Source organism: Sphingomonas phyllosphaerae (assembly GCA_036946405.1).
Taxonomy (GTDB): Bacteria; Pseudomonadota; Alphaproteobacteria; order Sphingomonadales; family Sphingomonadaceae; genus Sphingomonas; species Sphingomonas phyllosphaerae_D.
This window is the reverse complement of sequence record JAQIJC010000003.1, coordinates 20,722-32,822: the sequence shown is the minus strand read 5'-3', so window position 1 is coordinate 32,822 and position 12,101 is coordinate 20,722. Positions and strand designations below refer to the sequence as shown.

Below are 12,101 nucleotides of genomic sequence, written 5' to 3'. Positions count from 1 at the left end.
GAAGTCGCCCGCCGTCTCCGGCTCGATGAACCAGCCGTGGAAGACGAAGCCCGCGGCGACCGCGCCGATCGACAGCACGATCAGCGGGATCAGCATCGGCAGCGGGCTCTCGTGCGGGTGATAGCCGCCGGTCCCGGTCGGGATCTCGTTGAACCCGCGCGTCTCGACGTGCGGCGCGTGGCCCGCATCTTCCGTCGCCGCCTCGCCATGATGCGCCTCGGCCGAATGATCGTGCGCGTGATCGTGGGCATCGTGCAGCGCGTGCTGGATATGCTCCGACGCGGCCCAGCGCGGCGTGCCCCAGAAGGTCAGGAACATCAGCCGCCACGAATAGAAGCTGGTCAGCAGTGCGGCGAATACGCCCACCATCGAGGCGACCGGCGACCCGGCGGCCCAGGCGACCTCGATGATCGCGTCCTTCGAATGGTAGCCCGCGAACCCGCCGATACCGTAGATGCCGACGCCGGTGATCGCGAGCGTCCCCAGCAGCATCGCCCAGAAGGTGACCGGGATCGCCTTCCGCAGCCCGCCGTAGAAGCGCATGTCCTGCTCGTGGTGCATCGCGTGGATCACCGAGCCCGCGCCCAGGAACAGCAGCGCCTTGAAGAAGGCGTGCGTGAACAGGTGGAACATCGCCGCGCCGTAGGCGCCGACGCCCGCGGCGAAGAACATGTAGCCCAGCTGCGAACAGGTCGAATAGGCGATCACTCGCTTGATATCGGTCTGCGTCGTGCCGACGGTCGCGGCGAACAGGCAGGTCGCGGCACCGATGAAGGTGATGAACCCCATCGCGGTCGGCGACGTCTGGAACATCGGCGACAGGCGGCACACCATGAAGACACCCGCGGTGACCATCGTCGCGGCGTGGATCAGCGCCGACACCGGGGTCGGCCCCTCCATCGCGTCGGAAGCCAGGTGTGGAGGCCCAGCTGCGCCGACTTGCCCATCGCACCGACGAACAGCAGCAGGCAGATGACCGTCATCGTATCCGCGCGGAACCACAGGAAGCCGATCGTCGACCCCGCCATCGACGGCGCCGCGGCGAGGATCGCGGGGATCGAGACCGTGTCGAAGACGAGATAGGTCGCGAAGATGCCGAGCATGAAGCCCAGGTCGCCGACGCGGTTGACGACGAACGCCTTGATCGCGGCGGCATTGGCGCTGGGCTTGCGGAACCAGAAACCGATCAGCAGGTAGCTGGCGAGGCCCACGCCCTCCCAGCCGAAGAACATCTGGATCAGATTGTCCGCGGTCACCAGCATGAGCATCGCGAAGGTGAACAGCGACAGATAGGCGAAGAAGCGCGGCTGGTCCGGGTCCTCGCTCATATAGCCCCAGCTATAGAGGTGGACAAGCGCGGAGACGCTGGTGATGACCACCAGCATGACCGCGGTCAGCGCGTCGACGCGCAGCGCCCAGGACACGTCGAACGTGCCCGAGGTGATGAAGTGCAGCACCGGCACGACGGTCGCGGTGCTGGTCTCCATCAGATAGCCGATGAACACCGGCCACGACAAAGCGCACGACACGAACAGCGCGCCCGTGGTGATCGCCTTGGGCAGCGTGGCGCCGAACGACTTGTTGGCGAAGCCGGCGACGACCGCCGCGACGAGCGGCAGGAAGACGATGAAGAGGATCGGGTGCACGGAGATCTTACCCCTTCATCCGGCTGGGATCGTCGACCGAGATGGAACCGCGGCCGCGGAAGAAGATGACGATGATGGCGAGGCCGATCGCGGATTCGCCCGCGGCGACCGTCAGCACGAACATCGCGAACACCTGCCCCACCAGGTCCTGCAGCGCCGCCGAGAAAGCGACGAGGTTGATGTTCACCGCCAGCAGGATCAGCTCGATCGCCATCAGGATGACGATGATGTTCTTGCGGTTCAGGAAGATGCCCAGCACCCCCATCGTGAACAGCAGCGCCGCCACGACGAGATAGTGGATCAGGCCGACGCCACCAGTCACAGCTGCACCCCCTGCCCCACGTCGGGCTTCATGTTGCGCGTCGCATCCTGCGGACGCCGCGCGATCTGGCGCGCGATATTCTGATAGCGCGACCCCCGACCGCTCGCGGTGGGTCAGCACGATGGCGCCGATCATCGCCACCAGCAGCACCAGCCCCGCGCCTTCGAAAACGAAAAGATAGCGCGAGTAGAGCACGTTGCCGACCTGGACGATGTTGGGCACCGCCGCATCCGCGGGCGCCGCGCGCCGCGCCAGGTCGATCCCGCCGGCCTCCCACGCGAACACGCCGATCAGGATTTCCGCCACCAGCGCGACCGCCAGGACCAGCCCGATCCCGAATAGCGCACGAACCCGGCGCGCAGCTGCGCGAAGTCGATGTCCAGCATCATCACGACGAAGAGGAACAGCACCGCGACCGCGCCGACATAGACGATCACGAGCACCATCGCGATGAATTCCGCCCCCACCAGCACCATGAGGCCGGCGGCGTTGAAGAACGCCAGGATCAGCCACAGCACCGAATGCACCGGGTTGCGCGACGCGATCGTCATCGCGCCGGACATCAGCACCACGGCGGAGAAGATGTAAAAGGCGATGGCCTGGATCACCGCATACCTCCGCTCGCCGCGGGCACCGCCGCGGCGTCAAGCAATGAGCGCGCACCCGCGGGGCGCGATACCCCGGCCGCAGCCGGGATGACGAACGTCAGAATCATGTCGGCCCCCGAGGTCACGCGCCGGTTACCGATACGGCGCATCGGCGGCAAGGTTCGCCGCGATCGCGCGCTCCCAGCGGTCGCCGTTGTCGAGCAGCTTGGCCTTGTCGTAGATCAGCTCCTCGCGCGTCTCGGTCGCGAAATCCAGGTTCGGCCCCTCGACGATCGCATCCACCGGGCACGCCTCCTGGCACAGCCCGCAATAGATGCACTTCGTCATGTCGATATCGTAGCGCGTGGTGCGGCGGCTGCCGTCGTCGCGCGGCTCCGCCTCGATCGTGATCGCCAGCGCCGGGCACACCGCCTCGCACAGCTTGCACGCGATGCAGCGCTCCTCGCCATTGGGATAGCGGCGCAGCGCGTGTTCGCCGCGGAAGCGCGGGGACAGCGGGTTCTTCTCGAACGGATAGTTGATCGTCGCTTTCGGCTTGAAGAAATACTTCAGCGTCAGCGCGTGCGCCTTCACGAACTCCCAGAGCGTGAACGCCTTGATCGTGGATGCGATACCCATCTTACACTCCCACGCGCAGCAACATGAGCACGCCCGACACCAGGAAGACCCAGAACAGCGACAGCGGCAGGAACACCTTCCACCCCAGCCGCATCAGCTGGTCGTAGCGGTAGCGCGGCACCGTCGCCTTGATCCACGAGAACACGAAGAAGAAGAACAGGATCTTCGCGAACAGCCAGATGATGCCCGGCACGACGTACAGCGGCGCCCAGTCGAACGGCGGCAGATACCCGCCCCAGAACAGCGTCGCGTTCAGCGCGCACATCAGCAGCACGTTGGCATATTCGCCGAGCCAGTAGAGTGCGAACGCCATCGACGAATATTCCGTCTGATAGCCCGCGACCAGCTCGCTCTCCGCCTCGGTCAGGTCGAACGGCGGGCGCTGCGTCTCAGCCAGCGCCGAGATCAGGAACACCACCGCCATCGGGAACAGCAGCGGATTGAACCCGAAGCCGTTGACGAAGCCATACAATCCCTTCTGCGCCTCGACGATCGCGGTCAGGTTGAACGACCCCGCCCACATCACCACCGAAATGATGACGAAGCCGATCGCGACCTCGTAGCTGACCATCTGCGCCGCAGCGCGGATCGCGGAGAAGAACGGATATTTGGAGTTCGACGCCCAGCCCGCCAGGATGATCCCGTACACCCCCAGCGACGACGCCGCGAGGACGTAGAGCAGCCCGACGTTGATGTCCGCCAGCACCACCCCGACCTGGAAGGGCATCACCGCCCACACGATCAGCGCCACCGTGAAGGTGATGATCGGCGCCAGCAGGAACAGCACCTTGTTCGAGGCCGCGGGGACGATCGTCTCCTGCAGGAAGACCTTCAGGCCGTCCGCGAACGACTGGAGCAGCCCGAACGGACCGACGACGTTGGGGCCGCGGCGCAGCGCCATCGCCGCCCAGATCTTGCGATCGGCATAGATAATCATCGCGACCGCCAGCATCAGCGGCAGCGCGATCAGCAGGATGCCGATGATCGTCGCCAGCGTCCATGCGGCGCCATAGGGCATGTAGGAAGCGAAGAAGCCGGTCATTCCGCCGCCTCCGCGAAGGTCTCGCCATGGACGAGTTCGGCCGAGCAGCGCTGCATCGTCGGCGACGCGCGACAGACCGCGTTGGTCAAATAGAAGTCCTTGATCGGATAGCCTTCCATCACCCCCTCGGCCGTGGTGCCGAGCGACGGCGGGTTCCAGGCGAAGGTCTTCAGCCCCAGCTCCGCCAGCTCGGGACAGTCGAGCGCCATCGCCGCGCGCAGCTCGTCGAGCGTGTCGAACGACAGCGTCTTGCCCATCCGCTCCGACAAGGCACGGAAGATCGTCCAGTCCTCGCGCGCGTCGCCCGGCGGGAACACGGCGCGCTCGCCGCGCTGCACCCGGCCCTCGATGTTGACGAAGGTGCCACTCTTCTCGGCATAGCTCGCCCCCGGCAGGACGACGTCGGCCTGCTGCGCGCCCTTGTCGCCGTGGTGGCCGACATACACCTTGAAGCCGCGGAAGTTGGCGAACGCGCATTCGTCGGCCCCCAGAAAGAAGGCCAATTTGGCGTCGTACAGCGCCGCAATGCCCGCCTTCTGCGCATAGCCGAGCATCAGCCCGCCCATGCGGCTGGCGGCCATATGGACGACGTTGAAGCCGTTCCACCCGTCCTTCACCAGCCCCAGCGTCTCGACGAGCGCGAGCGCCGCGCCGTGCGCGCCCTTCAGCGCGCCGCCGCCGACGATCACCATCGGCCGTTCCGCCTTCGCGAAGACATCGGTCAGCGCCTGCGGCAGGTTGCCGAGCACCGACAGGTCCGCGCCCAGCCACTCGACCTTGTAGGTCAGGTCCGTCTCCGGCCCGATCGCGAACACCTTCGCCCCACGCTTGATCGCCTTGCGGATGCGCGTGTTCACCAGCGGCGCCTCCCAGCGCAGGTTGGTGCCCACCAGCAGGATCGCATCGGCGCGCTCGGCCCCGGCGATCGTGGTGTTGAAGTTCACCGCCGCGAGGCTGGACGTGTCATAGTCCATGCCGGTCTGCCGCCCCTCGAGCAGCGACGAGCCGAATTCCCCCAGCAGCGCCTTGGCCGCGAACATCGTCTCGCAATCGACCAGGTCGCCCGCGACCGCCGCGATGCTGCCCCCGTGATCGACGCCGGCGATCGCCGCGAACGCCTCGTCCCAGGTGGCGGGCACCAGCTTGCCGTCGTGACGCACATAGGGGCGATCGAGCCGCCGGCGAACCAGTCCGTCGACCGCGTGGCGCGTCTTGTCGGTCGCCCATTCCTCGTTCACGTCGTCGTTGACGCGCGGCACGCAGCGCAGCACCTGCCGCCCGCGGCTGTCGAGGCGGATGTTGGTGCCGACCGCGTCCATCACATCGATGGTCAGCGTCTTCTTCAGCTCCCACGGCCGCGCCTCGAACGCGTACGGCTTGCTGGTCAGCGCGCCGACCGGGCACAGGTCGACGACGTTGCCCGACAGCTCCGACGTCACCGCCTCCTCCAGATAGGAGGTGATCTGCATGTTCTCGCCGCGATAGATCGCGCCGATCTCCTCCACGCCCGCGACCTCTTCCGCGAAGCGGATGCAGCGCGTGCACTGGATGCAGCGGGTCATGACCGTCTTCACGATCGGACCCATGTACTTCTCGGTCACCGCCCGCTTGTTCTCGTCGAACCGGCTGTGCCCGCGGCCATAGGCGATCGACTGGTCCTGCAGGTCGCACTCGCCGCCCTGATCGCAGATCGGGCAATCGAGCGGGTGGTTGATGAGCAGGAATTCCATGATGCCCTCGCGGGCATGCTTCACCATCGGCGTGGTGGTGAAGATCTCCTGATTGTCCGCCGCCGGCAGCGCGCACGACGCCTGCGGCTTGGGCGGTCCGGGCTTCACCTCGACCAGGCACATGCGGCAATTGCCCGCGATGGACAGCCGCTCGTGATAGCAGAAGCGCGGGATTTCCTTGCCCGCGGCCTCGCATGCCTGGAGCACCGTGGCGCCCGCGGGCACCTCGACCTCGATACCGTCGACCTTCACTTTAGGCATTTGTGTGTCCTGCAGGCAGGGGCATCGCAAGCATCCGATCGATGCACGCCGACATGTCGGCCAACGACGACCTGATGGCGCGGATGTCGCTTTGAATTGCGCCAAGCACCATTAGCGCACGTTGCGTTTGCGCCTCGCTCACTCGGCCGCCTCCTGCATCGGAGACAAGCCGCCGCCGGCACGCTCGTTGATGCGGCGCTCCAGCTCCGGGCGGAAGTGGCGGATGAGGCCCTGGATCGGCCACGCCGCCGCATCGCCCAGCGCGCAGATCGAGTGGCCCTCGACCTGCTTGGTCACCTGCTGGAGCATGTCGATCTCGTTGATCTCCGCGTCGCCGGTACGCAGCCGCTCCATCACGCGCCACATCCAGCCGGTGCCTTCGCGGCACGGCGTGCACTGGCCGCAGCTTTCATGCTTGTAGAAATAGCTCAAGCGGCTGATCGCGCGGACGACGTCGGTCGACTTGTCCATGACGATCACCGCCGCGGTGCCCAGCCCGGAACCGACCGCCTTCAACCCGTCGAAGTCCATCGGCGCGTCGATGATGTCCTTCGCCGGGACCAGCGGCACCGACGACCCGCCCGGAATGACCGCGAGCAGATTGTCCCAGCCGCCGCGGATGCCGCCGCAATGCTTCTCGATCAGTTCGCGGAACGGGATGCTCATCGCCTCCTCGACCACGCAGGGCGTGTTCACGTGACCCGAGATCTGGAAGAGTTTCGTGCCCTTGTTGTTCTCCGCGCCGAAGCTGGAGAACCATTCCGCGCCGCGCCGCAGGATCGTCGGCGCGACCGCGATCGATTCGACGTTGTTGACCGTCGTCGGGCAGCCGTAGAGCCCCGCGCCCGCCGGGAACGGCGGCTTGAGCCGCGGCTGCCCCTTCTTGCCCTCCAGGCTTTCGAGCATCGCGGTCTCTTCGCCGCAGATGTACGCGCCCGCGCCGCGGTGGACGAACACGTCGAAGTCGTAGCCCGAGCCGCAGGCGTTCCTGCCGACGAGGCCCTTGTCATAGGCCTCCGCCACCGCGGCGAAGAGCACCTCCGCCTCGCGGATATATTCGCCGCGGATGTAGATGTACGCCGCGCGCGCGCGCATCGCGAAGCCCGCGACCAGCGCGCCCTCGATCAGCTTGTGCGGATCGTGGCGGATGATCTCGCGGTCCTTGCAGCTGCCCGGCTCGGATTCATCGGCGTTGATGACCAGGAAGTTCGGCCGGTCGGGCTTGGGCTCCTTGGGCATGAACGACCATTTGGTGCCGGTCGGGAACCCGGCCCCGCCGCGCCCGCGCAGACCCGACGCCTTGATGGTGTCGATGATCTTGTCCTGGCCCAGCTCCAGCAGCGCCCTGGTATTGTCCCAGTCGCCGCGCGCCATCGCCGCGTCCAGCCGCCACGACTGATAGCCGTAGAGGTTGGTGAAGATACGATCCTTGTCGGCCAGCATCATCCTACGTCCGTCAAATCGAGTCGGCGATCCACGCGACCGAGGCGCTCTTCCATCCGGTCGAGTCGAGAATTGATCCCGGCAACCGACATCATCATCCCCGCGAGATGATCGTCGATCGACGACAGCCGCATCCTGGTTTCAAGATCCTCCACGTCCTTCTTGTCGAAGCGCGCGTTGAGCCGGCGGAACTGCTCGCCGATGAAGTCGAGGATGTCGGCCCCCTCAGCCATTCGCCCACTCCCCACGATAGTCGTGGTTCTCGGTCACCATCGCGGTCAGCGAGGTCGCGCCGCCCTTGGGCTCGACGGTGTGGCGGCCCGGCTCCTGCGTCCCCGGCTTGGGCGTGCCGCCGTTCGCCAGCGTCTCCAGGATCGCGATCGTGCGGTCGTAGTCGAGGTCTTCGTAATTGTCGTCGTTGATCTGGACCATCGGCGCGCTGGCGCAATTGCCCATGCACTCGACCTCGGTCAGCGTGAACAGGCCGTCGGGCGTGGTCTTGCCCTTGATGAGCCCCTTGTTCTTGCACGCCGCGAACACGTCGTCCGACCCGCGCAGCATGCACGGCGTCGTGCCGCACACCTGCACGTGATAGCGGCCGACGGGGGCGAGGTTGAACATCGTGTAGAAGGTCGCGACCTCGTACACGCGCATGTACGGCACGCCGATCTCGCGCGCGACGAACTCGATCACCGGGACCGGCAGCCACCCTTGCGTCTGCGTCTCCGCGCCGACCTGACGCTGCGCGAGGTCGAGCAAGGGGATCGAGGCGGACTGCTCGCGCCCCGCGGGGGTAGCGCGACAGGATCGCGTTGCGCTTCTCGCGGCTGTCGTCCGACCATTGGAAATTGCCCCAGCGGGCGCGGACCTCGGCCTCGTCGGGAATGATGGCTGCGTCGGCCATTAGCGGATGAACTCCACGCGCGACACGCGGTCGCCCTCGAACGAATAGATGGACATGACCTCGAACGCCTCGCCGCCCGGCGCGCGCTCGACCTTCTCGTGCAGCAGCACGGTGTCGCCCAGCGTCCAGTCGGCGATGATCTCGGCGCGGTTCTGCGGATATTGCGCGAACATCGCCGTCAGCCCCGCGCGGACGCCCTCGCGCCCCTCGCGCAGCACCGCGCCGCGATACGTCGCCTCGCAGGCGTCGTCGGTCATCAGCGCGACATAGGCGTCGGCATCCTGTGCGTTGTAGCGCGCGATCATCTCGCGCGCGATCGCCGCCTTCGCCGTCACCGATCGCACTCCCCGAAGACGATGTCCATCGCCCCCAGGATGGCGGTCGTGTCCGCCAGCATGTGCCCGCGGCTCATGAAGTCCATCGCCTGGAGGTGGCTGAACGCGGTCGGGCGGATCTTGCAGCGGTACGGCTTGTTGCTGCCGTCGCTGACCAGGTACACGCCGAACTCGCCCTTCGGGCTTTCGGTCGCGACATACACTTCGCCCGCCGGGACGTGATAGCCCTCGGTATAGAGCTTGAAGTGGTGGATCAGCGCCTCCATCGAGCGCTTCATCTCGGCGCGCTTGGGCGGCACGACCTTGCGGTCGAGCGAGGCGATCGGCCCCTCGGGCATTTCGCTCAGGCACTGGCGCATGATCCGCGCCGACTGGCGGACCTCCTCGACGCGCACCATGAAGCGGTCGTAGCAGTCGCCGCGCGTGCCCACCGGCACCTCGAAGTCCATCTTCGCATAGACATCGTACGGCTGCGACTTGCGCAGGTCCCACGCGATGCCCGCGGCGCGGATCATCGGGCCGGAGAAGCCCCAGGCGATCGCATCCTCGCGGCTGACGGTCGCGATGTCGACGTTGCGCTGCTTGAAGATGCGGTTGTCCGCGACCAGGCTGATCGCATCCTCGAACAGCTGCGGCAGCCGCGTGTCGAGCCAGTCGCCGATATCGGTCAGCAGCTTGAGCGGCACGTCCTGATGGACGCCGCCGGGGCGCAGGTAATTGTGGTGCATCCGCGCGCCGGACGCGCGCTCCAGGAAGCCCATGCAGTCTTCGCGGATCTCGAACAGCCACAGGTTGGGCGTCATCGCGCCCACGTCCATGACGTGGCTGCCGAGGTTCAGCATGTGGTTGCAGATGCGCGTCAGCTCGGCGAAGAACACGCGCAGATATTGCGCGCGGATCGGCACCTCCAGATCGAGCAGCTTCTCGATCGCCAGCACGAAGCTGTGCTCCATGCACATCGGCGAGCAATAATCGAGGCGGTCGAAATAGGGGATCGCCTGCGCATAGGTCTTGTATTCGATCAGCTTCTCGGTGCCGCGGTGGAGCAGCCCGACGTGCGGATCGATCCGCTCGACGATCTCGCCGTCCAGCTCCATCACCAGTCGCAGCACGCCGTGCGCGGCCGGGTGCTGGGGACCGAAGTTGATCGTGTAATTCTGGATCGCGACGTCGCCGTCGGTCGGGTGCGCCGCGTCGGTGGCGTGGACCAGCTTCTCGATCGCGGGATCCATGGCAGGGGCGTCGGTCGCCGCGCCGGCGGTGGCAGGAGCGTCGGTCACTGGTTCTGTCCTCCCGTGCCGTCCCCGCCCTTGCCGGGGATCACGTCCGGGTTCGCGGGCCTGGGCTCGCCGCCGTCCGGGCCGGGATTGCCGGCGCCGGTCTCGGCGGTGCTCTTCGCATCGTGGTTGGCGTAGGGCTGGCTGGGCGCTGCGGGCGCCTTGGTCGCGCTCTGCGCCGCGTCGGCCTGCTGGATCTGGGTCGCGGTCACCGGCGAGGGCGCGCCCTTCGCCTGCGGAAGCGCCGCCTTCTCGTCACCCGGCAGCACGTACTCCGCGCCCTCCCACGGGCTCATGAAATCGAACGTGCGGAAGTCCTGCGCCAGCTGCACCGGCTCGTACACGACGCGCTTCTGCTCCTCGGAATAGCGCAGCTCGACATAGCCGGTCAGCGGGAAGTCCTTGCGGAACGGATGCCCGCGGAAGCCATAGTCGGTCAGGATGCGGCGCAGGTCGCGGTTGCCCGCGAACAGCACGCCGAACATGTCGTAGACCTCGCGCTCCAGCCAGCCCGCGACCGGCCACAGCCCCGTCACCGACGGCACCGGCGTATCCTCGGTCGCGCCGACGTGGACGTGGAGGCGGTGGTTGCGCGTCAGCGACAGCAGGCAATAGACGACCTCGAACCGCTCGTCGCGATCGGGATAGTCGACGCCGGCGATCTCCATCAGCTGCTGATATTCCAGCCCCGGCGTATCGCGCAGCGCCGTCAGCGCCGCGACCAGCCCGTCGCGGGTGACGTGCAGCTGGACCTCGCCCGCCACCTCGACCGCGTCGAGCAGCGCAGCGCCGATCGCGCCGCGCGCCGCCTCGATCGTCGCCTCGTTCCGGTCCGCCGCCCAGGCGGGTGCGGGCGCCCTCACCGTTCGATGCTCCCGGCGCGGCGGATCTTCCGCTGCAGCTGCATCACGCCGTACAGCAACGCCTCCGCGGTCGGGGGGCAGCCGGGGACGTAGATGTCGACCGGCACCACGCGGTCGCAGCCGCGCACGACGCTGTAGCTGTAGTGATAATAGCCGCCGCCGTTGGCGCACGACCCCATCGAGATGACGTACTTCGGCTCCGACATCTGGTCGTAGACGCGGCGCAGGGCGGGCGCCATCTTGTTGCACAGCGTGCCCGCGACGATCATCACGTCCGACTGGCGCGGGGAGGCGCGCGGCGCGGCGCCGAACCGCTCCATGTCGTAGCGCGGCATGTTGACGTGGATCATCTCGACCGCGCAGCACGCCAGCCCGAACGTCATCCACCACAGCGAGCCGGTACGCGCCCACTGGAACAGCTCCTCGGTCGAGGTGACCAGGAAGCCCTTGTCGGTGAGTTCGCCGTTCAGCCCGTCGAAGAACGCCTGATCGGGCGCGATCACGCCCTGGCCGCTCGCGGGCCCGTTAGCGGGATGGGTCAATTCTACTCCCATTCCAGCGCTCCCTTCTTCCATGCGTAGACGAGGCCCAGCGCGAGCTCGGCGATGAAGATCATCATGCTGATCCAGGCGACCCAGCCCAGCGAGAAGACGCTGACCGCCCAGGGGTACAGGAACGCCGCCTCCAGATCGAAGATGATGAAGAGGATGGCGACCAGATAGAAGCGCACGTCGAACTGCGCGCGGCTGTCCTCGAACGCGGGGAAGCCGCATTCATATTCCGCCAGCTTCTCGGGCGTGGGCTTCGCCGCGCCCGTCAGCTTCGCGACCGCCATCGGCAGGAACACGAAAGCGCAGGACAGCAGCAGCGCCACGCCCAGGAACATCAGGATCGGCAGATATTGCGACAGATCGACCACTATGGCTCTCTCTCGGGGCTTCTCTCGCAGGTGCGAAACAGGGTTGGCGACGCTCTAGACCCCTGCCCCATTAGGGGCAAGGGTGCGGGCGGTGAGAATGAATCGCAGGAAGCGGCGGCAATGCTTCGTCACC

Annotated in this window: 11 protein-coding genes and 3 pseudogenes; all 14 read right to left on the bottom strand. The window is 66.8% G+C overall.

The window, feature by feature from the left end; genetic code table 11:
- The 14 genes and pseudogenes from nuoL to ndhC all read right to left on the bottom strand — a co-directional run bounded on the left by nuoL (position 1) and on the right by ndhC (position 11,968).
- Positions 1-1,646, bottom strand: a pseudogene (gene nuoL / locus PGN12_17320) (NADH-quinone oxidoreductase subunit L).
- Between the two features lie 7 nt (positions 1,647-1,653).
- Positions 1,654-1,950, bottom strand: a complete 297-nt coding sequence (nuoK, locus tag PGN12_17315; GenBank protein MEH3105638.1) for an NADH-quinone oxidoreductase subunit NuoK — start codon at positions 1,948-1,950, stop codon at positions 1,654-1,656.
- A gap of 14 nt (positions 1,951-1,964) precedes the next feature.
- Positions 1,965-2,576, bottom strand: a pseudogene (locus tag PGN12_17310) (NADH-quinone oxidoreductase subunit J).
- 132 nt (positions 2,577-2,708) lie between these two features.
- Complete coding sequence (gene nuoI / locus PGN12_17305) at positions 2,709-3,194, bottom strand: NADH-quinone oxidoreductase subunit NuoI (GenBank protein ID MEH3105637.1); 486 nt, start codon at positions 3,192-3,194, stop codon at positions 2,709-2,711.
- Position 3,195: 1 nt separating this feature from the next.
- Entirely contained in the window at positions 3,196-4,236 is a 1,041-nt protein-coding gene (gene nuoH / locus PGN12_17300; GenBank protein MEH3105636.1) for an NADH-quinone oxidoreductase subunit NuoH, read from the bottom strand.
- On the bottom strand, positions 4,233-6,227 hold the full coding sequence (gene nuoG / locus PGN12_17295) for an NADH-quinone oxidoreductase subunit NuoG (protein MEH3105635.1): 1,995 nt from the start codon (positions 6,225-6,227) through the stop codon (positions 4,233-4,235). Before nuoG ends, nuoH begins: the two co-directional genes overlap by 4 nt.
- A gap of 138 nt (positions 6,228-6,365) precedes the next feature.
- Complete coding sequence (gene nuoF, locus PGN12_17290; protein ID MEH3105634.1) at positions 6,366-7,670, bottom strand: NADH-quinone oxidoreductase subunit NuoF; 1,305 nt, start codon at positions 7,668-7,670, stop codon at positions 6,366-6,368.
- The gene (locus PGN12_17285; protein ID MEH3105633.1) at positions 7,670-7,903 is read right to left on the bottom strand and encodes a hypothetical protein; all 234 of its coding nucleotides are present in this window, start codon (positions 7,901-7,903) and stop codon (positions 7,670-7,672) included. Before PGN12_17285 ends, nuoF begins: the two co-directional genes overlap by 1 nt.
- Positions 7,896-8,574: pseudogene (locus PGN12_17280) on the bottom strand (NAD(P)H-dependent oxidoreductase subunit E). The gene PGN12_17285 and the pseudogene PGN12_17280 overlap by 8 nt, the downstream one beginning before the upstream one ends.
- Complete coding sequence (locus tag PGN12_17275) at positions 8,574-8,879, bottom strand: nuclear transport factor 2 family protein (protein MEH3105632.1); 306 nt, start codon at positions 8,877-8,879, stop codon at positions 8,574-8,576. The pseudogene PGN12_17280 and the gene PGN12_17275 overlap by 1 nt, the downstream one beginning before the upstream one ends.
- Positions 8,880-8,905: 26 nt before the next feature.
- The gene (locus tag PGN12_17270; GenBank protein MEH3105631.1) at positions 8,906-10,141 is read right to left on the bottom strand and encodes an NADH-quinone oxidoreductase subunit D; all 1,236 of its coding nucleotides are present in this window, start codon (positions 10,139-10,141) and stop codon (positions 8,906-8,908) included.
- Positions 10,142-10,185: 44 nt separating this feature from the next.
- Positions 10,186-11,049: an NADH-quinone oxidoreductase subunit C gene (locus PGN12_17265; protein MEH3105630.1), complete on the bottom strand. Its 864-nt coding sequence runs from the start codon at positions 11,047-11,049 to the stop codon at positions 10,186-10,188.
- On the bottom strand, positions 11,046-11,603 hold the full coding sequence (locus PGN12_17260) for an NADH-quinone oxidoreductase subunit B (GenBank protein MEH3105629.1): 558 nt from the start codon (positions 11,601-11,603) through the stop codon (positions 11,046-11,048). Before PGN12_17260 ends, PGN12_17265 begins: the two co-directional genes overlap by 4 nt.
- Complete coding sequence (gene ndhC / locus PGN12_17255; protein MEH3105628.1) at positions 11,594-11,968, bottom strand: NADH-quinone oxidoreductase subunit A; 375 nt, start codon at positions 11,966-11,968, stop codon at positions 11,594-11,596. The genes PGN12_17260 and ndhC overlap by 10 nt, the downstream gene beginning before the upstream one ends.
- Positions 11,969-12,101 lie beyond the last annotated feature (133 nt).

Coding starts and splice junctions, on each gene's coding strand:
- nuoI (MEH3105637.1), bottom strand. CDS start 3,194: ATGGGTATCGCATCCACGATCAAGGCGTTCACGCTCTGGGAGTTCGTG.
- nuoH (MEH3105636.1), bottom strand. CDS start 4,236: ATGACCGGCTTCTTCGCTTCCTACATGCCCTATGGCGCCGCATGGACG.
- nuoG (MEH3105635.1), bottom strand. CDS start 6,227: ATGCCTAAAGTGAAGGTCGACGGTATCGAGGTCGAGGTGCCCGCGGGC.
- nuoF (MEH3105634.1), bottom strand. CDS start 7,670: ATGCTGGCCGACAAGGATCGTATCTTCACCAACCTCTACGGCTATCAG.
- PGN12_17285 (MEH3105633.1), bottom strand. CDS start 7,903: ATGGCTGAGGGGGCCGACATCCTCGACTTCATCGGCGAGCAGTTCCGC.
- PGN12_17275 (MEH3105632.1), bottom strand. CDS start 8,879: ATGATCGCGCGCTACAACGCACAGGATGCCGACGCCTATGTCGCGCTG.
- PGN12_17270 (MEH3105631.1), bottom strand. CDS start 10,141: ATGGATCCCGCGATCGAGAAGCTGGTCCACGCCACCGACGCGGCGCAC.
- PGN12_17260 (MEH3105629.1), bottom strand. CDS start 11,603: ATGGGAGTAGAATTGACCCATCCCGCTAACGGGCCCGCGAGCGGCCAG.